Origin of the sequence: Nodosilinea sp. FACHB-141 (assembly GCF_014696135.1) — a bacterium.
Taxonomy (GTDB): Bacteria; Cyanobacteriota; Cyanobacteriia; order Phormidesmidales; family Phormidesmidaceae; genus Nodosilinea.
Genome location: NZ_JACJPP010000022.1, coordinates 208,706 through 227,528, shown reverse-complemented (window position 1 = coordinate 227,528; position 18,823 = coordinate 208,706). Strand labels below are relative to the sequence as shown.

The 18,823-nt window shown below is 56.6% G+C and carries 18 protein-coding genes; 6 read left to right on the top strand and 12 right to left on the bottom strand.

All coding sequences use genetic code 11. The features are described from left to right. Positions 1-33: 33 nt before the first annotated feature. From H6F59_RS23470 to H6F59_RS23460, 3 genes are all read right to left on the bottom strand, one after another. The gene (locus H6F59_RS23470; protein WP_190706480.1) at positions 34-381 is read right to left on the bottom strand and encodes a ribulose bisphosphate carboxylase small subunit; all 348 of its coding nucleotides are present in this window, start codon (positions 379-381) and stop codon (positions 34-36) included. An 81-nt stretch (positions 382-462) separates the two neighbouring features. Next, positions 463-891 carry a RuBisCO chaperone RbcX gene (rcbX, locus tag H6F59_RS23465; RefSeq protein WP_190706478.1) on the bottom strand — a complete coding sequence of 143 codons (429 nt, stop codon included), beginning with the start codon at positions 889-891 and terminating at the stop codon, positions 463-465. Between the two features lie 191 nt (positions 892-1,082). Then, positions 1,083-2,513: a form I ribulose bisphosphate carboxylase large subunit gene (locus tag H6F59_RS23460; RefSeq protein WP_026072509.1), complete on the bottom strand. Its 1,431-nt coding sequence runs from the start codon at positions 2,511-2,513 to the stop codon at positions 1,083-1,085. Positions 2,514-3,004: 491 nt separating this feature from the next. Here H6F59_RS23460 and H6F59_RS23455 point away from each other — a divergent pair, with 491 nt between their 5' ends. After that, entirely contained in the window at positions 3,005-4,042 is a 1,038-nt protein-coding gene (locus H6F59_RS23455; protein ID WP_190706474.1) for a two-component regulator propeller domain-containing protein, read from the top strand. 244 nt (positions 4,043-4,286) lie between these two features. Here the strand turns inward: H6F59_RS23455 and H6F59_RS23450 are convergent, their stop codons facing one another. Together H6F59_RS23450 and H6F59_RS23445 are read right to left on the bottom strand one after the other, a co-directional pair. Continuing rightward, positions 4,287-4,934, bottom strand: a complete 648-nt coding sequence (locus tag H6F59_RS23450; RefSeq protein WP_190706470.1) for a cyclase family protein — start codon at positions 4,932-4,934, stop codon at positions 4,287-4,289. An 83-nt stretch (positions 4,935-5,017) separates the two neighbouring features. Next, the gene (locus H6F59_RS23445) at positions 5,018-5,554 is read right to left on the bottom strand and encodes a phycobiliprotein lyase (RefSeq protein ID WP_190706466.1); all 537 of its coding nucleotides are present in this window, start codon (positions 5,552-5,554) and stop codon (positions 5,018-5,020) included. Positions 5,555-5,845: 291 nt separating this feature from the next. Between H6F59_RS23445 and H6F59_RS23440 the strand changes: the two genes are divergently transcribed. From H6F59_RS23440 to H6F59_RS23425, 4 genes are all read left to right on the top strand, one after another. Next, the gene (locus tag H6F59_RS23440) at positions 5,846-6,403 is read left to right on the top strand and encodes a phycobiliprotein lyase (RefSeq protein WP_190706462.1); all 558 of its coding nucleotides are present in this window, start codon (positions 5,846-5,848) and stop codon (positions 6,401-6,403) included. 414 nt (positions 6,404-6,817) lie between these two features. Further along, positions 6,818-7,006: a 50S ribosomal protein L33 gene (gene rpmG / locus H6F59_RS23435; RefSeq protein WP_190519813.1), complete on the top strand. Its 189-nt coding sequence runs from the start codon at positions 6,818-6,820 to the stop codon at positions 7,004-7,006. Between the two features lie 9 nt (positions 7,007-7,015). Then, positions 7,016-7,231: a 30S ribosomal protein S18 gene (gene rpsR / locus H6F59_RS23430; RefSeq protein WP_073610307.1), complete on the top strand. Its 216-nt coding sequence runs from the start codon at positions 7,016-7,018 to the stop codon at positions 7,229-7,231. 35 nt (positions 7,232-7,266) lie between these two features. Further along, positions 7,267-9,309: a ribonuclease catalytic domain-containing protein gene (locus tag H6F59_RS23425; RefSeq protein ID WP_190706459.1), complete on the top strand. Its 2,043-nt coding sequence runs from the start codon at positions 7,267-7,269 to the stop codon at positions 9,307-9,309. A gap of 153 nt (positions 9,310-9,462) precedes the next feature. On the opposite strand, the gene H6F59_RS23420 is transcribed toward H6F59_RS23425, so the two are convergent. From H6F59_RS23420 to H6F59_RS23405, 4 genes are all read right to left on the bottom strand, one after another. After that, a complete protein-coding gene (locus H6F59_RS23420) occupies positions 9,463-10,917 on the bottom strand; it encodes an MFS transporter (RefSeq protein WP_190706456.1) in 1,455 nt (484 codons plus the stop codon). 339 nt (positions 10,918-11,256) lie between these two features. Then, entirely contained in the window at positions 11,257-11,580 is a 324-nt protein-coding gene (gene grxD / locus H6F59_RS23415) for a Grx4 family monothiol glutaredoxin (RefSeq protein WP_190519821.1), read from the bottom strand. A gap of 56 nt (positions 11,581-11,636) precedes the next feature. Beyond that, positions 11,637-11,891, bottom strand: coding sequence for a BolA family protein (locus H6F59_RS23410; RefSeq protein WP_190519824.1), 255 nt, complete (start codon positions 11,889-11,891; stop codon positions 11,637-11,639). 137 nt (positions 11,892-12,028) lie between these two features. Further along, the gene (locus H6F59_RS23405) at positions 12,029-12,652 is read right to left on the bottom strand and encodes a hypothetical protein (RefSeq protein ID WP_190706453.1); all 624 of its coding nucleotides are present in this window, start codon (positions 12,650-12,652) and stop codon (positions 12,029-12,031) included. A gap of 198 nt (positions 12,653-12,850) precedes the next feature. Here H6F59_RS23405 and H6F59_RS26870 point away from each other — a divergent pair, with 198 nt between their 5' ends. After that, entirely contained in the window at positions 12,851-14,959 is a 2,109-nt protein-coding gene (locus H6F59_RS26870; RefSeq protein WP_190706449.1) for a S8 family serine peptidase, read from the top strand. 77 nt (positions 14,960-15,036) lie between these two features. Here the strand turns inward: H6F59_RS26870 and H6F59_RS23395 are convergent, their stop codons facing one another. The 3 genes from H6F59_RS23395 to H6F59_RS23385 all read right to left on the bottom strand — a co-directional run bounded on the left by H6F59_RS23395 (position 15,037) and on the right by H6F59_RS23385 (position 18,716). Further along, positions 15,037-15,888, bottom strand: a complete 852-nt coding sequence (locus tag H6F59_RS23395) for an alpha/beta hydrolase (protein ID WP_242021638.1) — start codon at positions 15,886-15,888, stop codon at positions 15,037-15,039. 248 nt (positions 15,889-16,136) lie between these two features. After that, on the bottom strand, positions 16,137-17,579 hold the full coding sequence (gene gatA, locus H6F59_RS23390; RefSeq protein WP_190706445.1) for an Asp-tRNA(Asn)/Glu-tRNA(Gln) amidotransferase subunit GatA: 1,443 nt from the start codon (positions 17,577-17,579) through the stop codon (positions 16,137-16,139). A 411-nt stretch (positions 17,580-17,990) separates the two neighbouring features. After that, complete coding sequence (locus H6F59_RS23385) at positions 17,991-18,716, bottom strand: Bax inhibitor-1 family protein (RefSeq protein WP_190519834.1); 726 nt, start codon at positions 18,714-18,716, stop codon at positions 17,991-17,993. Between the last annotated feature and the right edge of the window lie 107 nt (positions 18,717-18,823).

Sequence of the window (18,823 nt, the reverse complement as noted above, 5' to 3'; positions counted from 1 at the left end):
TGTCTCGTTGTCTAACCCTTTACAGGTAAGACCTTAGTAGCGGTAGCCGCTGTTGGTAGCACCGGGCTTGTGCACGATGAAGCTAGCGATCTGGCACTGCTTGACGTTGTCAAAGCCCACTACGCGGATGTAGCAGTTGGAGTACTCAGAACGGCAGGCCTGCACTTCGCTCAGCACTTCTTGAGTAGAATTGGCGTTGAACAGGGGCAGCTTCCACATGGTCCAGTAGTACTCCTCGGGGTTCGAGGCTTCGTTGAACTCAATGGCGGGGAAATAGCCCTGCTTCAGGATGTAGGCAATTTGCCGCTCGATTTGGGCATCGGTGAGCGGGGGCAGGTAAGACATCGTTTCAAAACGACGCTCTTTGGGCAGAGTTTTCATAGGTCCTCGTTAGGTTAACTAGGGTGCGATCGGCTGACGTCGTGAACTAAATGAATGAGCAACAGAGTTGAACTCAATCGCCTACTCAGGGGAGGGGTCGCTGTCAGCCGTGGATTCTTGCGGGACATCAGTGTCCTCAACAAATTCTGAATCTACGGCGTGTTCGGCAGCTCCGAGCTGGGTAATGCGCTCTAAATGCTGGCGGCGGTGTTCCATATTGGCCTGCTGAATACTGGTGACTACCATTTCGGGCAAAAACTCGCAGATACCTTCTGCAATGTGCTGCCGCACGGTCATCACCCGAATCGCCAGGTCTGCGCTTTCTTCCAGCAGGGCGCTCAGGTAGGCTTCACCATCCTGGAGCGCTTCTTTGGTTGAGAAAGCGTTGAGCCAATAGGCACGGGAGGGGTTGGTTTCCTTGAGCTGATCCAGCACCGTTTTCACGGCCTGAAAAGTCAGATAGCTAGTGAGCACCTTAGCAGTGTCTTTAGCCGCTTGCTTAAGGTCCATTGGTGTCTCTCGAACGATTGACGTAGACCCCACCAGGGGGCGGTCGGTAGCCCTGAATCTAAGCCCGAATAGTGCGAATATTCGGTAACTTGTGCAGCATTCCCAAGGATTCTCAAGAACCTGCGGATCGGTGGACTAGCCAACACGCCCTCAACCGCCTGCCAACGGGTACCACAGTACCCGCTAGCCATTTAGATGGTGTCAACGGTGTCGAACTCGAACTTGATTTCCTTCCACAGTTCGCAGGCGGCAGCCAGTTCGGGCGACCACTTGCAGGCTTCGCGGATGATGTCGCCACCTTCGCGGGCCAGGTCACGGCCTTCGTTACGGGCCTGAACGCAAGCTTCTAGAGCTACGCGGTTAGCGGTAGCACCCGGCGCGTTACCCCAGGGGTGGCCCAGAGTACCACCACCAAACTGCAGCACGGAGTCGTCGCCGAAGATTTCCACCAGCGCGGGCATGTGCCACACGTGGATACCACCGGAGGCCACAGCCATGACGCCGCCCATGGAAGCCCAGTCTTGGGTGAAGTAGATACCGCGAGACTTATCTTGCTCGATGTAGTTTTCGCGCAGCAGGTCAACGAAGCCCAGGGTGCCGGCGCGATCGCCCTCTAGCTTGCCCACAACGGTACCGGTGTGGATGTGGTCACCACCGGACATACGCAGGCACTTGGCCAGTACGCGGAAGTGGATACCGTGGTTCTTCTGGCGGTCGATCACAGCGTGCATGGCGCGGTGAATGTGCAGCAGCACACCATTATCGCGGCACCAGTGAGCCAGGCTGGTGTTGGCGGTAAAGCCACCGGTTAAGAAGTCGTGCATGATGATGGGCATGTCGAGTTCTTTGGCGTACTCGGCCCGCTTGATCATCTCTTCGCAGGTGGCGGCGGTGACGTTCAGGTAGTGACCCTTGATTTCACCGGTTTCAGCCTGGGACTTGTGAATGGCGTCGGCCACAAACAAGAAGCGATCGCGCCAGCGCTGGAAGGGCTGGGAGTTGATGTTCTCGTCATCCTTGGTGAAGTCGAGACCACCGCGCAGGCACTCATACACGGCGCGGCCGTAGTTCTTCGCCGACAGACCCAACTTGGGCTTAATGGTGCAGCCTAGCAGGGGACGACCGTACTTGTTGAGGCGATCGCGCTCTACCTGAATACCGTGGGGAGGACCTTGGAAGGTCTTCAAATAGGCCACGGGAATGCGCAGGTCTTCGAGACGCAGGGCGCGCAGGGCTTTAAAGCCAAACACGTTACCGACTAGGGAGGTCAGTAGGTTGGTAACCGAGCCTTCCTCAAACAGGTCGAGGGGGTAAGCCACGTAGCAGATGTACTGGTTGTCTTCACCGGGCACGGGCTCGATGTCGTAGCAACGACCCTTGTACCGATCCATGTCGGTCAGCAGGTCGGTCCACACCGTAGTCCAGGTACCGGTGGAAGATTCAGCAGCCACAGCAGCAGCGCACTCTTCGGGCGGTACGCCGGGCTGGGGAGTCATCCGGAACGCCGCCAGGATATCGGTATCCTTAGGCGTGTAATCCGGGGTGTAGTAGGTCAGTTTGTAGTCCTTAACCCCGGCGCTGTATCCAGCTTTTGATTGAGTCGTCGTCTGAGAGTAAGACATGTCTCCCTTCCTGTGAATCTAAGAAATCCCTCAAGCGAACCCCTGCAGCCCAGCCACACACAAACAAGCTTCCTCAGTTAAGGAAGCCTCTGCTCAGCCCAAGCCCCGGTCAGTCCACGCTAATTTGAGACGAGTAGAAATACCAAAGCACCCTCAAAGCCGGCCCTCAAAACGGCTAACCCTGCAAATGCTTTTAGTATTTTTAATTACCGTATGGTTAGCATACTATCAGCGATTGGATAAGTTTAATTTTGGAAGATCTGTATACATTCATAACTAAAAACTATGAATCCAGATGAACCAAGGTGTGGGTTTCTCAAGTTCTTTGAAGCAGGCCGTGTTCTAGTCCCCGACAGTGCTGGCAGGTAAAATCTCCCCAAAGACTCCGCTCTCTGAAATTGTCGATATACTGTAACGCTTGAGGTGCCCAAACCCTTGATAGTCATTCATTAGGGGCTATTGCACGCCACCGCAAACCGTGGGGAGAGATTATGTTAAGCCTGCTGATTCTATCGTCGCTAACGCTGTCACCGGGAAGTTTTCATCAGCCATCCCTTACCCTCGGGGAAACCGCTCCGCGTCTATCACCCCTCGCCGACGCCCACCGCTCCCTAGCCCCTGCGATCGCTCAAGCTCCCCTCACCAGCGACTATCGCGTCACCGCTCTACAGCCCGACTTTACTGGCGACCTCTGGGTTGGCTCCTGGGCAGGGTTATCTCGCATCAATCCCGAAACCGGGCAAGTACTGCAACGGGTTAGAATGCCCAGCCGCACCCTAGAGTCTCTAGCCCAAGACCGGGTCGGGCGGATCTGGGTGGGCACCTATGACGGCCTAGTACGGGTCGACCCACGCACTAACGTCATTACCGCTCAAAACTTCACCCTGCCTTCTAACCGGGTGCTGTCGATGTTGGTAGACAGCCGCGGCTTTCTCTGGGCCGGTACCGATCGCGGCCTAGTTATGATCAGTCCCGATCGCGGCCTGCTCATGACCACCGTGCAGCGCCTGCCGGGGGTCAGCGCCAACGCCCTCGCCCTCGACGGCAACAACAACCTTTGGGTTGGCACCCTCAGCGGCCTAGTACAGATCAATACCGCCAATGCCTTCCCCGTTCGCGAAGTCAGCGACCTGCCCGGCGGCGCGGTGCAGTCGCTCACCCTCGGCCCTGAAGGAAATCTCTGGGTTGGTACAGCCAGCAGTCTTTTGGTCGTAGACCCGGTGCGGTCTGAGCTGGTGCGATCGGTGGGGACAATGCGCGACAAAAACGTGCAAACGGTCGAGTTTGACCAGGCCGGAAATGTTTGGGTGGGCACCACCACAGGTCTATTTAAGATCAAGCCCGACAGCGGCGAACTGCTGGGTCAGGTGCCGTCTCTGCCCTCCGGGCGCATTCTGTCACTGTCGCCCAACACAGGCAACAAGATCTGGGTGGGCACCAGCGAAGGGCTAGGCTGGGTCAGCCTAACCACGGGCGACGGTAACCCTCACTGGGGCTTGGTGAGCCCTACCGTCGTTCAAACCCGCTAAAGATTCTAGAAGGTCCTAATATTTGCGGAGTAGCGTCAGGCGGTGCTTAACCCTTGCCAATTCCTGTGCCCCGCTGCACTGTGATGAACCACTTACCTACCCAAAGCTTTCTGACCAAGGCAATGTGCCCGAAGGATGCGCCGTGGCTAACTAAGCGTTCCATGGATTACAGCTCAAGCGCAGGTTAGGGAAATCTTGTCAGATTCGACTGAGCCTGGCGAAACTTTATATGCAACCATCAATCTTAAGTAACTGCGTAAACCCGCACGGGAAACGTGCCAAAGTTCTGGACCTTAACGGGCACGGCGTGTAGCTTAAATCCCGACTCGGGAAGACTTTCGAGGTTGCACATGTGCTCAACGATGGGAATATCTGCACCCAGCAAAATTGAATGCACAGGGCGATGGCCATCGCTAGTGTCGTCAATATTGAGCGAGTCAATGCCCACCAATCGAGCGCCAGCAGCTTGGAGCCATTCTGCCGCTGCTGCGGTTAAAAAGGGATGCCCTTTGAAGTACTGAGCCGTACGCCAGTGCTGAGACCACCCGGTATGTACAAGTACAGCTTTGCCCTGAACCGCTGCCCCTGCAAACAACTCTGGGCCGATCGCCCGTTGCGCTAGGTCAGCCCGAAACAGTAGCCCATCGACATCGGCGATGGATTCTAAAGGCAGTTCTGATAAATCTTTGCCCTCGGCGTAGCGATGAAAGGGCGAATCGATGTACGTACCGGTGTTGGCCGCCATTTCGATTTTGCCAATGTGGAAAGTGGTGCCTTTGGCGTAGTGGGCCTGCGAGGCTTCTCGGCTGAGAAAATCGCAAATGATGGGGCCAGGAATACCTTCATAGGTAATCATGCCGTGCTCTACGGTGTGGCTCAGATCGATTAGCATTCTCTTTTCTCTGGCAATGGCTATACCAGAATGCTAAACCGAGGGAGCCCTTGCCCAGCAGCTTCTAGGCCCCAAAATTAACCTCAAAGGCGAGTTTCCAGGTATTGCCCAATCATAATCTGTTCTCCAGCGCGGGAAATCACCGTTTGGCGGGTGCGGTAGCGCTGGCCGATTAGCCGCAGTTCCTCTTCAAAAGAAGAGTCGTTGTACTGGGTTTTGAGCACCAGGGTGCGGCTGTCGGTGAAGTGGTATTGGGCGGTGACAGGTTTAGAGGTGGCAAAGCCGCGATCGCGATACAAGGTCGTCCCGCGCACCCCAAAAATGGTGCTGCCCGCCACCGGCTTTTTGCCGGTGCCTACGTACTCGCTTTCCCAGGTGACGGTGGTGCCGCAGATTAATGGCTTTTGAGGATCGAGCTGGTGTAAATCGGCAAGTTCCAGAAGCTGATCTGCACCAGCCTCCAGAAATTCAATCGTGATCTGGCTGACCACTTCCTGAGTTTCGCCACTCTTAAGGGTGTAGTAGCGACGCTCCGAGCGCCAGTCTCCGGCAGTGTCTTGAAAAAAGGCCTGCACCAAAGGTTCAGCCAAAATGCGGGCAACATCAGTGGAGAGGGGCATAATCAGCCATCCAAAGAGAGGGACATGGAGCAGCAAAAGTCAATCCAGAAAAGCAGGATTGTTAAACTTCTTAACTTTAGCTTTTATCATAATGGGCAAGTAAGCGTCCGACAATGACCCAAGTGGGTGATTTAGCCAAACTTTCGCCTATCCTACGCAGTCTCACGGGAGATTCTGTAAGCATTAATACTTAAGGCTTGAATGCGTTGAAGGCAGGGTCTTAGGCGGTTGATGAGAGCCTCCGCAAACCCTGGTACCGTAGGAGGTAATGCACTCCTTTGGGCTAACACAATGGATTTAGCCGACATCACCTACTTTTTCAACTGCTGCATTGGCCAATGGTCGATTGAGCGCACCTACCACTACATTGCTCAGCAAGATGTGGAGCGATCGCACACCGACTTTCGCGTCGATGCCATCACCCCCGAGCTGCGGCGCAAAGTGCTAGCCGACAACGGCTACAACCCGATAGATAATATCGACCAGCTGCCCGGCTTTCAGCTCGCCTTCCACACCGTGTCTGACAAAGGCGAAGAGGTCTCCCAGGAGCTGCGAGCCCTATTTGTGCCCAAGCAGCAAGAGGGGACCATGCTAGCGGGAGACTATTTGCGCGATCGCGCCTACGAAGAAGACCGCCCGATCATCTCCACCTTCACCTACAACCAGAGCAATCACGAACTGCTCATGACCACCCCCTACACCCGCGTGGTCTCCGTCGACTCCATTCTGCTAGTCAATCCCAACATGCGCATTCGCCGCATTCTCAACTACCACCGCCCCGCTGAGGGAGAAGCGTTGGATAACCTAGCGCTGGTTGGGTTTGGCGTGGAGCAGAAGGTGACGGATTAGGGGAGTGACGGGGTAGATGGGTGGACGAGTGGATGGGTAGTGAGGAAGGTGAGAGGATGAATGTTGATCACAGGTTGATTGGCAGAACAAAGGTTTAAACCGATGATCGGTTAGTTCTTTCCGTGGGGTGAAGGGCGGCGGAACGCCTTTCTCGATGGGGGTCTGGGGCCAGCGAAATGGCCCCAGCAGCAGATCTAGCTTTCGACCCCAGTTATGCGCCGCAGGCCTTGCCACTAGCTATACTGCCGAGTCTAGTGGTGCATTGCTTCGCGAATGCACCCTACATAGCTACCTCCCCCCCGTTTCGCTCCCTGCCAAAGTTTCAAAAAATCAAATTTGGCAGATCTGAGCAGCCTATGAAATAATGAAAGACTGTGTATTATTTCTGCCCGCCCTATTTTCAGGTAAACAGTCATGGCTAAAGGCGTCCGCCTCGTCATAACCCTAGAGTGCACCGAATGCCGGACCAACCCCGACAAGCGCTCTAACGGTGTATCGCGCTACACCACCCAAAAGAACCGTCGTAACACGACCAACCGCATCGAACTCAAAAAGTTCTGCACCCACTGCAACAAGCACGCTATCCACAAAGAAATCAAGTAATTAGCACCCATGGCCTATTTTCGTCGTCGAGTATCTCCAATCAAGCCCGAAGACCCGATCGACTACAAAGATGTCGATCTGCTTCGCAAGTTCATCACCGAGCGCGGCAAAATTTTGCCCCGCCGCATCACTGGCTTGACCGCTAAACAACAGCGGGCACTCACCACAGCCATCAAGCGGGCGCGGATTATCGCCCTGCTGCCCTATGTGAATGGGGAAGGCTAGGCTAGGCTAGGGATGGCGATCGCTAGGGTGTTGGCTTGGTTGACAAAGGAACGTTAGTCGAATTTAAGCACCAGGGGCAGCCCCGTCTAGGGGTTGTCGATCGCCCCGAGGGCAAAAAAAACTGGGTTGTGATCGACGAGCGGGGTCAAGCCCACACCCTTCATCCCCGCGATCTCACCTATGAGGTTAGCGGCAACACCTATAAACCCACTGACATTGCTCCCTTCACGACAGAGGCTGGGTCATATATCGATCCCTCTAGCCTAGAGATTGCCTGGGAGTTTTTAATTGAATCTGGGGAATCTGCTGACCCAGCGACTTTGGCAGAGCTGCTATTTTCTGACCAGAGCCCTACCTTTTGCTACGCAGCCCACCGACTGCTGGTAGAGGACAAAATTTTCTTTAAGCAAAAGGGCGATCGCTACGAACCTCGCCCTGCTGCCCAAGTTGATGAGCTACGGCTACAGCTCGAACGCGAAGCCCAGCGCCAGCACGAGTGGGAATCGTTTATCACCAAGGCCCGTCAGGCCATGGCGGGGGAGACCGTCAGCTGGGAAAAGAGCGATCGGCCTCGCCTCGAAATCCTTGAGCGCTTAGCGCTGTTTGGCGACGAGTCGAGCCAGCGCACCCAGGCCGTAGAAATTCTTAATGCTCTGGGTACTAACCCGACAGCGGCGGGTGCATTTGATACCCTAGTGTCACTGGGATTGTGGAGCGTCCACGAAAACCTGGCTCTCAGGCGCAGCCAAATTCCCGGTCACTTTTCTGAGGAAACCCTTACCATGGCGCAGCAGCGTCTCCAGTCTCCGCCGCCTGACCCCGATGCCCACCGGGTAGACCTCACCCACCTCAAGGCCTACACCGTAGATGACGCCAGCACCCAAGAAATCGACGACGGCCTGAGCTTAGAGACTCTAGGCGATGGCACCCAGCGTATCTGGATTCATATTGCCGACCCGACCCGCTGGCTTATGCCCGGAGACGATCTAGATTTAGAAGCCCGCCGCCGCTGCACCACCGTTTATTTGCCCACCGGCATGATTCCCATGTTCCCCATGGAGCTGGCGACCGGGGCTATGAGTCTAATTCAGGGCCAAACCTGTTGTGCCCTCAGCTTTGGCATTACCCTGACAGCCGATGGCGATATTCAGGATTATCAAATTCACCCCACGCTAATTCGTCCTACCTATCGACTGACCTACGACGACGTTGACGAAATGTTGGAGCTAGGCATTACCGCTGAGCCCGAGCTGCAAGGGCTAGCCCACTGGGCCAAGGTGCGAGGCCGGTGGCGGCTCACCCAGGGGGCGATCAGTATCAACATGCCCGAGTCGAGCATCAAGGTGTCTGAGGCCGAAGATGACATTGTTATCGAGGTTCTCAACGACTCCACGGCCCGGCAAATGGTAGCCGAAATGATGATTTTAGCGGGAGAAGTAGCCGCTCGCTATGGGCAAACCCACGCTCTAGCAATTCCCTTTCGCAGCCAACCCCAGCCGGAGCTGCCCTCGGATGAAGAACTCATTCAGCTGCCTACGGGTTGGGTGCGTGACTCGGCTATTCGCCGCTGCATGACCCGCAGTGAAGTGGGTATTACCCCCAGCCGCCATGCCACCTTGGGGCTAGACAGCTATAGTCAGGTCACCTCCCCCATTCGGCGTTACCTCGACTTGGTGACCCACTTTCAACTCAAGGCTCACCTACGGGGCGAGCCGCTGCCCTTTTCCTCCACAGAAGTGACCGAGTTGGCCATCGGGGCCAGTTCTGCGGCTTACGAAGCCACCCTAGTCGAGCGCCAAACCAAGCGTTACTGGTCCTTAGAATACCTGCGCCGTCACCAAGACCGAGTGTGGGAAGTGATGCTGCTGCGCTGGCTGAGGGAAGACGAAGGACTAGGGCTAATTATGGTAGAAGATTTGGGCCTGGAGTTGGCCATGCGCTTCAACCGGGCTGTAGCTCTAGGGGAGCAGTTTCAGGTGCGGGTTAGCCATGCTAGCCCTCGCCAGGATGTAATTCGCTTTGAAGAAGTCGCCCCCGAGAGTGAAGAAGCAGCCGCTTCAGCAATGACGGCGAGCTGAGGGCTCCTTCAGAGCAGCCAGGTATGAATTGTTTGCCAACTCACTCAATTTGAAACGTACAAATCGCCTAGGGTTACTGCTGGGCATTGCCCCATGCTTGCCACTGATGCTTTGGCCATGCTCAGGGTTACCTCATTACCACTAGGAAATCGCTTATTCAGGCAATGATGGGGCGATCGCCTCATCTGCCCTATCACCGAGTAGTCGCAGTTGTGATGCTTCTCGACGGTAGACGAAGGTCATCAAAGCAGCTACCCCGCACAGCACCGCCAACAACCCTAGCGTTGGGGCCAACCCTAGGGTCTGCTGTAGAACCGGCAACCCAAAGGTCCCCAACACAGCGCCAGCTTTGGCTAAGGCAGCCGCCAACCCAGCCCCACTAGCTCGAATCGCAGCCGGAAACACCGCTCCCGAAAGTAGAAAGGTAGTGGCGTTGGGACCTGCATTCATCAACAGGTTAAACAGCAGAAAGCCGCCAAAAATTAACCCGAGAGCCGTGCGGCTCTCGGGTGGCAGCCCGGTCGAGGCCGCCAGCAGCCCCAGCCCCAGAGCCATGCCCAAAAAGCCAACGATTTGCAGCACAATTGGCCCCAGCCGCTTAACCAGCAGCACCGCCAGCAGAAAGCCGAGGATTAAAAAGATATCGACCAGCGCCGAGCCCTTAGCCGAGGCCAGGGTCTGCGTCACCAAATTAGACGATCCGCCAAAAACCAAAATACCCAAAATAACCGGGGTAAAAATGCCCACCCCGTAGGTAGCAATATCTTGCAAAAACCAGGGCACCGAAGCCAGCAGCGTCTGGCGACGGTAGGTGGGGGCAAACAGATCTCGATAGCGGAGTTGGAGCTGGCCATCTGGTGAACTGCGATCGGGCTCTAGGGTGACGGTCTCCCCCAGTAGCTCAGAGGCCATGTTGGATGCTCCTTCATAGTCCCCTTGAGCCAGTAGGTAAGCAGGGCTTTCTAAGGAGACGGCTAGGCGTGCCAGGGCCACTCCCAGCGCTAAAATTACCCCCACCCCTAGCATCCAGCGCCAAGCGTAGTGAATAGCCATCTGCTCGTCACCTGGATAGCCCACAGAAAATCCATACAGGGTGGCGATGCCCACCAGTGCCCCCAGCAGCGCCCCCACCGCCTGAAAAGAGAATGCTCCAATCACTAGCTGATCGCGGTGGCGCGTGGGCACATTTTCGACAATGTATGCCACGCTGATAGGATAGTCGGCCCCGATCGCCACCCCAACCAATATCCGAAAAACCAGTAGCGAAGTCAGGTTCCAGGCCAGGGCAGTGCCAGCAGTAGCTACTACAAACAAAATGACGTCGGCAATCAGCATGGGCTGGCGGCCCAATTTATCGGTGAGCGGCCCGAGAAACAATGAGCCCAGCAGCGAACCGGCCACTGCTGCCGCCGCCACGGCTCCAACTGCTGCTGGCCCTAGATCAAGGTCACGCTGCAAAAACGGCAGAGCAACCCCAATGATAAAAAAGTCAAACCCGTCTAGGGCGATCAGGCTGGCGGCCAGCAGCCACAGCCGCACCATCGGGCGCGTGATGGCAGATTGGTCGAGACGCTGCTGAAAGGCAACCGGCAGGGTAGTTGGGGACATGACGCGATGCGAAGGTCTGAATTCACCCTAGCAATCCTACGTGATTAACAAGCTGCTGCCACGATGAGAGGAAGCGGTCGAGGCTCAATATTCTAGAGATTTACCCCTGCTACCTCGGCAAAACCTCGCGTTAGAGCGGACCGGATTGGGATCGCAGCCATCTACAAGCAGCGATCGCCTGGCCCAGGTAACCCTCTATGTCGCATCAGCACTTAGGCAACGCCAATGCGAGGCGTTGCCTAAGTGCTGATGCGACAACTCCGCTCAACCTCTGATGAACGAGAGCTAAGCGGAGTTGTTCACGAAGTTAAACTTGGCCCTTGTCTTTACCCCAAATCTTCAAGAAGCCAAGGCGATCTCAACCATCTCTTGGAGTTTGCCGTTTTGGTACAGCTCAATGAGAATGTCGGAACCACCGACAAACTCGCCATTGATGTACACCTGGGGAATGGTAGGCCAGTTAGAATATTCCTTGATGCCCTGACGAATATCTGGGTCAGCCAGCACATCGACCGTTTCAAAAGGGGCACCCAGCACGTTGAGAATTTGCACAACGTTGTTGGAGAAGCCACACTGGGGCATGAGCTTGTTGCCCTTCATAAACACCACGATGGTGTTGTTTTGAACCAGCTGATCGAGCCTTTCTTTAGTTGCCGAATCCATAGCGTCAATACCCTTGCAGAACGGAGTAAACAATTGAGGCAAATCGATGCCCAGGCTCAGGCGCTTTGAGCGGCCCAATCTTCTGGGGTATATGTCTTTAAAGCTAGCGCATGGATAGCCTCGGAGGACATGGCCTCGCGCACCGCTCCATAAACCAGCTGATGCTGCTGCACCAAGCTGCGCCCCGCAAACTGCGACGAAACCACAACCACCTGGTAATGATCGCCGCCGCCGGTCAAATCTTGCACCTGCACATCGGCATCGGGAAGGCCAGACTTGATCATGGCGCTAACCTGATCGGGAGTAATCATGAACAGTTTCCTTGTGGGATGGGTAGCTGGGATTACTCGAATCCCCTAGGACTATATTGCCAGGAGCAACCCTCGATCGCTAACCCGGGGCATTGAATCTAGCTATAGGCAATCGAGAAAACCGCCGCTGCGATCGTCTACTCGGTCGGTTCGGCTGGCTCGGTCGGCTCGGCTGCTTCACCCGGCTCGGCTGGCTCAACTGGGGTAGTAGCTGCCCGGCCGTTGTAGGGTTCATCGACAAAGCCCAGTTCAAACAGCTGTTGATAGGCTCGCTGGCCCAGATCGCGAGTGGGCTGCTGGCTGCGCAGAATTTCCATCAGCAGGGGCACTGCCTCGCTGGCCTGATTTTGCGAGCGATAAACCAGCGCCAGCTGGTAGGTAGCCTGGTCGCGCAGCTGAGCGGTTTCAAGCGCTTTTTCTCGGTTGCTGCGGTTGATCTGCGTGTCGACACCGACAAACATTTGCGCCAGCTCTTGGTAGAAGGTCGAGATCTGGTTGAAACTATCTCTCGCCGCCTTGAGCTTCTCTTCAGCCAGAGGATAGTTTTGGTCAGCGATCGCGGCATTGGCCTCGGTCATCAGCTGCTGCCCCGAAGCAATGCTGAGAGCGCTGCTGGCCTGGTTCAGAGGCCGCGCTGGGTCAGAGCCGCCAGCCTCCTGGGCCAGGGCCACCCCAGATCCCCCTGCAACCAGAGCAATAGATAGGGCAGCGGCGGCACAACCGCCCCAAGACTGACGCAGAAAACGGGTGAAAACGACCATAGAGTAAAACGCAGTGAGGGACAACGAGCAGGACGAGACAACTAAACAGAAAAACACTGGGGTATCTTATCATCTCGGTATGGCGCAGCACCGACTTTTGGCTCAGCCAGACACCTACCCAGGGCTAGAAATTAGCGCCACAGCCAGGTCACAGACTGCTCTAGCGACCAAAAGTTCCTGTTGGAGCCCATCAAATCGATGACCGGATTTTCCTCTGATGCTCGTTTGCCCCACGGTGGTCCCCGCAGCGATTTTCGAGGAGAGATCCTGCAGCGCGGCGGCGAAGAGCTGCTGCTCGAGAAAGTGCCTACCCGTTTCACCACTCGTCTCACGGCAGCCACAGCATTAGAACCGCTGCGACAGCGCCTGCACCCTTTGGCTGTGCGTGCGGTGGCTGGAGGGCAACTGGTGGAGTGGCAGATGGCCGAAAACAGGTTGGAAGCAGCTCTAACCACGGCCCGCCAAGACCCGACGATCCGTTTTGCCAGCCATGTATATCGCTTGGTCGATAGTCCTCAAACCTGGGTCTATCTGACCGACCAGCTGACGGTGCAGTTTGCCCCTGACACGACTGTGGCCACGATTGACGCCATTTTGGGTAGCTTGGGCATCGCCATCGAAAACCCTCTGGAGGGTATGCCTAATACCTTTGTGGTGCGGGTTACCCCAGCGGCGACCGAAAATCCAATCAAAATCGCTAACCGCTTGATGGCTTTGGAGATGGTGCTGGCAGCAGAGCCAAACCTGTCTATAGAAACCGGCAGCCTCTACCGCCCCACGGACGATCGCTACCCCCAGCAGTGGCACCTGTTTCATAACGGTGGCCCGAGCTTAGCGGCGGGGTCGCACATCTCAGCGGAGGCGGCTTGGGATATTACCCGGGGGTCGCGATCGGTGGTGATCGCCGTCAGCGATGACGGGTTTGACCTCAACCATCCCGATCTTCAGGGAGTGGGCAAGCTGGTAGCACCGCTAGATCTGCAAGACAAAGACGCTTTGCCCCTGCCCGCTAAGCAGAATGAAAACCACGGCACCGCCGTCGCCGGACTGGCTATTGGCGAAGAAAATGCCACCGGCATCGTGGGGGTGGCCCCTGGCTGCGCCTTTTTGCCGATTCGCACCACCGGCTTTATCGACGATGGAGCGATCGAGCAGCTGTTTAATGAGGCGGCACGTCGGGGGGCCGCCGTGATCGTCTGTAGCTGGTCACCGGCCTCGAACTACTTTCCCCTCACCCTGCGGCAGACCCATGCGCTAACTCGAGCCGCCACCACCGGGCGCAATGGCAAGGGCTGCGTCATTGTGTTTTCGGCGGGCAATGCTAACCGCCCTGTCAGCGGCACCATTAACGAGACCCAGTGGCCCAAAAACGCTCTCAGCGGCCCCACGCGATGGCTGAGCGGGTTTGCTATTCACCCCGATGTGATTGCGGTGTCTGCCTCGACCAGCCTGGGCACCAAGGCCGCCTACAGCAACTGGGGCGAACATATCGCCGTGGCGGCCCCTAGCAACAACGCGCCGCCCAATATGACCCTGCCCCAAGTGGGTAATGTGCAAACTGGGCCACCGCTGACCCAGTACCAGCCGGGGCGGGGCATGGTAACGAGCGATCGCACCCAGGCCGCCGGCTACTCCGGTGAAGACTACACCAACACCTTTGGCGGCACCTCTAGCTCCTGCCCAGTGGTGGCGGGAGTGGCGGGGCTGATGCTCTCAGTCAACCCCAGTCTGACAGCTCGGCAGGTACGCGAAATCTTGCAGGCTACCGCCGACAAAATTGTCGATCGCACCCCCGACCCCCAGCTCGGCCTGCAACACGGCACCTACAATGCCAATGGCCACTCCCAATGGTTTGGCTACGGCAAGGTCAATGCAGCGGCAGCGGTGCGCGAGGCCCAGCGGCGGGCTTTGCCGGGGCGGCAGGTGGGTCAGGTCGTGCAGCAGCAAAACCAGACTGCGCGGAGCATACCCGACAACCAGCCGAGTGGAGTGGAGAGCAGCGTGGCCGTAGCCGTCACTGGAACGGTAACCGATGTGCAGGTTGAGGTCAGCCTTGACCACCCGTTTTTGGGAGACATCAGCCTAGCGCTGGTTTCTCCCAACGGCACTACGGTTCTTATTCAAGGCCGCACTCTGGGGCGCCAAACGGAACTGCGCACTACCTACACGCTGCAAACAACGCCGGTGCTAATGCGGCTCCTAGGCCAGCCAGCACAAGGAACCTGGCGGCTGCGGGCAGTGGACAACGCCCCCGGCGCTACCGGCCAGCTCTTGAGTTGGGGGCTGACATTGGGAGTAAGTGGATAAGGGAGGTGAGCGTCAGATCCCTAAAGGTCGCCGCTACGAGCAGAGTTCAGATCGGCTTCGCAGAGCAATTGCTGCCACTAATGCTTAGCCAACACATAATTCTGCAAAAACTGGCGCAGCCGCTGCTCAAACTCTTCACCAGCCCAGTCAGGCAGGTCGTTGTGGTCGGCGTTGGGCACCAACCAAAGGGATTTTGGCCCACCCGTAGCCTGGTAGAGCATCTCGCTCATCACAGCCGGTACTGAGGCATCTGCCAAGCCATGGAGATATAGGGTGGGAGCCTTTAGACGGTTGACTTTAGTGATTGACTCAAACCGCTGGGTGAGCAGCTGACGCACCGGAAACCAGCGGTTGTACTGCGAGAGCGTCGCCATATCGGCCATGGAGGTGAACGATGCTTCGACCACCAGACCCGCCAGATGGGGCACCTGGCTGGCCAACTCAATGCCGATCGCCCCGCCGAGGGAATGGCCATAAATCACTAGGTGTTGAGGCATGACGCCTTGCTCAACCTGCAAAAACCGCCAAGCAGCCAGAGCGTCTTCGTAGAGCCGCTGCTCAGTGGGGAAGGGACCAGAACTCTGGCCATAACCACGGTAGTCGATGGTCAGCACAGAGGCCCCTAGCGATCGCAGCTGCAGCGCCTTACCCAAATTGCTGGAGACATTGCCAGCATTGCCGTGGAGATACAAGATGGTAAGGTCATTGCCCGAGTTCGCCGGCAGCCACCAGCCGTGCAGCTGTCCAGCCCCATCCGTTGGAATCCAAACATCTTCGTAGACTACGCCAAACGCATCCGGAGTCACGCCCAGAGCCGGACAGGGCAAATACATGAGCCGCCGCTGGGCAAACCACAGCCAGCCGCACAGCGAAACATAAATGACCCCTGCAATGCCCAGAACGCCGAAGAGAAATTTGACAATGGGCATGGAATAAAGGAAGGAAGTAGGTGAGTAAGCGGGTGGGTGTTTAGAACCAGTGACGGTTAACAGAACTTTGCCCCTTGCTTGCTGCCTATTATGGGGTATTTGCCCCGCTTCCCTATACTCCCCTGTGACGATTTTTCAGCAGCTGACAGGATTAGGCCAAGCTTTCTGAAGACACGGCTGTCAAAAGCCTCGAATCAGGGAGGTCCCCACTCAACTCAACGCCGCATCCAGTTCGTTTAAACAGTGGACTACGGCACCCGCTGGTGCCACTCTGTGGCCTGCTCGTAGGCATAACCCACCTCAAACAGCAGATCTTCGCGCAGGGCATTGCCAATCAGCTGCAGCCCAATGGGTAGCCCCTGGTCGTCGAAGCCGCAGGGTAGGCTGAGCCCCGGTAGGCCCGCCAGGTTCACCGGAATCGTCATCAGGTCAGACAGATACATGCTGAGGGGATCGTCTACCTTTTCACCCGCTTTGAAGGCAGTGGTGGGGGCCGTAGGGCATACCAGCACATCGACCTGACCAAAGGCAGCCTCAAAGTCTTGTTTAATAAGCGTGCGCACCTTTTGGGCCTTAAGGTAGTAGGCGTCGTAGTAACCCGCCGACAGGGCGTAGGTGCCGATCATGATACGCCGCTTCACCTCGGGGCCAAAGCCCTCGGCTCGGGTTTTGGTATACATCGACATTAAGCTGTCGTTGTTGTTGCGAACGCCATACTTGACCCCGTCGTAGCGGGCTAGGTTCGAGGACGCTTCCGACGGAGCGATGATGTAGTAGGTGGGCAGACCGTAGGGGAAGCGAGGGCAGGAGATCTCTTGAATCTCAGCCCCAAGCTCCTTGAGCTGCTGAATAGCCTTCTCGGTAGCCGTTCTAACGGCAGGGTCAATGCCCTCGGCAGCAAAGGTTTCGGTAATGATGCCGACCTTACGACCCTTGAGGTCAGTTTTGAGATACTGGGTGTAGTCGGGCACCTTCACATCCAAACTGGTGGAGTCTCTGGGATCGTGGCCCGCAATGCCCTGGAGCAGCAGTGCGGCATCTTCCACCGTGCGGGATAGGGGGCCAATTTGATCGAGCGACGAGGCGTAGGCCACCAGGCCAAACCGCGAAACCAGCCCATAGGTGGGCTTTAGCCCAACCACGCCGCAAAATGAGGCGGGCTGGCGGATGGAGCCCCCCGTATCAGACCCCAGCGCCACAGCACATTCCCCAGCGGCCACGGCGGCGGCAGAGCCACCCGAGGAACCGCCCGGCACTCGGGTCACATCCCAGGGGTTGCCGGTGATCTGGTAGGCGGAGTTTTCGGTGGAGCTGCCCATGGCAAACTCGTCAAGGTTGGTTTTGCCTAGGGCGATCGCCCCCGCATCCCGCAATTTTCCCGTCACCGTTGACTCGTAGGGCGGCACAAAGTTTTCGAGAATCTTCGACCCGCAGGTGGTGCGTACCCCCTGGGTGCAAAGGTTGTCCTTTAGAGCAATGGGAATGCCGGTTAGCAGGCCAATGTCTTCCCCGGCGGCAATGCGGTCATCCACCTGGGCCGCCTGGGCCAGGGCTTGGTCGCCAGTCACGGTCAGGTAGCTGCGAATTGTGGGTTCCAGGGCTGCAATTTGGTCGAGGTAGCTCTGGGTAATCTCCACCGCAGAGCGTTCTTTGCTGACCAACTGTTGATGCAGAGCGCGGATGACAGACATGGGACTCCTTAAAACTGATCCGGGGCGACTAAGGGTAACGGACACCAAGGTATCAGTATAGGAAGGATGGGGCGCGAAACGCAGTTTTTAGTTGAGCAAGGTTGGTGAAGGCTCTCAAGCCAATGGTTGACCCAATTGAACGAAACAGGACTGTCTTAGCAAAGGATTTTAATTGCTACACGCCCGCCGATACTCCATCGAGTATGAGTGTGTAGATTTCCAGCGGGATAAAATTGGTTGACGGTAAGGGCGATCGCGCCTACTACCCAGACCGTGCGGGTGGGCAACCTAGCCTTTGCTAGCGCACAAAGCGGGGTGTATGTCTGAGAAAATCCCATAAATACAAAAGTCCCGGAGCCACATGGATTCCGGGACTTCGATTTAATAGGGAAGGTAAACCCTAGCAGCGTGCTAGTCGCGGTTGATGGCAATCAGCAGACGCAGAATGAAGACAAACAGGTTGATGTAGGTGAGGTACATCGACAGCGCGGCTGACAGGTACTGCTCATCTTTGTAGGTGCGGGGCAGAATGAAGAAATCGACAACCGAAGCACCGCAGAACACCAGCACACCAAAGGCAGAGATGGCGATGTCGAGAAACTGAGGAATGGGGCCGCCAAACATGGCGAAGATGAACTGACCCACCACTGCAATGAGGACGGCGACTACACCAATGCCAATGGTGCGGGTTAGGGCAAAGCCATCTTCTTCGGAGAGGTTAGACCCAATTTGGCGAGCCGCAATGAAGACAACGCCGCAGGACAGCGCCGCAAACCCGATGCCAGTGACACCAACTCCTGACGTACCCAGGGCAACGGCCAGCAGGCCGCTGAGGGTGTAGCCCGTAAGCAAACTATAGGTGGCGAGCAGGGGTAGGGCAGTGCTGTTGTTGCCCTTAGAGGCGACATTCATCGCCACAAAGAAAAGCACGAGCTGGGCAACGAACGCTACCCAAAAGGTGGGCATAAAGATGGCCGGGTTGGTGGCCATCACGCTCAGGCCACCAAAGGAACCTAGAGCGGTTAGAATCAGCCCGCCGCCTACATAGGGCAGGGCATTTTTAATCACGTTGGGGCCAATCAGGGTTTGCCCTTTGGCCTTGCTAATCGCTTCACGAAAGTTGCTGGTATTACTCAAAGCCCTATCCTCTACGACGAAATAGATTTGGCAAAATAGATTTAGGTGCCCGGTTAGGGCGATCGCACAAGCTGAATCAAACTTCAGAGCTAGCTTAGCCGCTAAGT